The sequence below is a fragment of the Candidatus Obscuribacterales bacterium genome, from assembly GCA_036703605.1.
Lineage (GTDB): Bacteria > Cyanobacteriota > Cyanobacteriia > RECH01 > RECH01 > RECH01.
This window is the reverse complement of sequence record DATNRH010000514.1, coordinates 1-1,200: the sequence shown is the minus strand read 5'-3', so window position 1 is coordinate 1,200 and position 1,200 is coordinate 1. Positions and strand designations below refer to the sequence as shown.

The following is a 1,200-nucleotide window of genomic DNA, read 5'->3' as shown; positions in this document are numbered from 1 at the left end:
AAAGGGCTGTGCGCACCGGTTGGATCGCTCTTGTGCGGTTCCCCCGACTTTATCGCCCGCGCCCACCGCGTCCGCAAGCAGTTAGGGGGCGGCATGCGTCAGGTAGGAGTGCTGGCTGCGGCTGGTTTGGTAGCTCTTGATTCCATGATCGATCGCCTGGCTGAAGATCACGCCCGGGCTAAGCGCCTGGCCGGGATGCTGGCAGAGATCCCTGGGTTGGTCCTTGACCCCGGCACTCCGCAAACCAATATGATCTTCTGCTGTTTGCAGGACGATCTACCCTTGACTGCTTCCCAGGTGGCCCAACAGATGGAAACCCAAGGCGTGAAAGTCGGAGTTGCAGGCTCGCGCCGCTTCCGGCTGGTCACGCACTACTGGATTGGAGATGAGGATATTCTAAAAGCCGGGCAGGCATTTAAAATGGTACTCAACAGTGTAAACCTCACTGTGTAAGAAGCACCTGGATACCAATAACTAAGCACTCGAGGGCTTGCACGATTCCCCTAAACCCGCGGTTTCGCGGCAGCCGGATGCGCTTCATAAAATCTAACCTCTATACCATTCCAAAGATCACAGATGAGCCAAGGTAACACTTTCCACAGCTCTTTCCAACGACCCTTGCCCGCTGGACCATGATGGCGATTACAGAGAACCTCACCCAACATTAGAAAACAACAGGCATGATATAATAATTTTTGTACTTATGACTGAATTCTTAACGCTTGCACAAATCGATCAGATTGCAGATACTATCCGGGCGCGAATATCCTCCCAGCCTGAGGTTGCCCTCATTCTAGGATCGGGATTGGGATCCCTTGCAGATTCTGTCAAACAAGCCACGCTGATCCCTTACCAGGAACTGCCCTCCTGGCCTGTTTCCACGGTTGAAGGTCACCAGGGACGCCTGGTCATCGGACAGCTGGAGGGCAAAGATGTCATGGTCATGCAGGGGCGGGCGCACTATTACGAGGGATACAGCATCGCCCAACTTGGTTTGCCAGTTCGGGTGAGCCAGCGGCTGGGAATCCAAACCTTGATTGTCACCAATGCGGCTGGCGCGGTCAACCCCGATTACACCCCGGGTGATCTGATGTTAATTACAGACCACCTGAACCTTATCGGTATGGCCGGATTGAATCCGCTGCGTGGCCCTAACCTGGATGAGATGGGACCCCGGTTCCCAGATATGAGCCGGGCCTA

The 1,200-nt window shown here is 54.7% G+C and carries 2 protein-coding genes; both read left to right on the top strand.

Translation table 11 applies throughout. The features are described from left to right. Positions 1 to 453 (top strand): beta-eliminating lyase-related protein (locus V6D20_11115; GenBank protein ID HEY9816332.1); only part of this gene is annotated, 453 nt, incomplete at its 5' end. 250 nt (positions 454 to 703) lie between these two features. After that, a partial coding sequence (locus tag V6D20_11110) for a purine-nucleoside phosphorylase (GenBank protein HEY9816331.1) occupies positions 704 to 1,200 on the top strand: 497 nt, incomplete at its 3' end.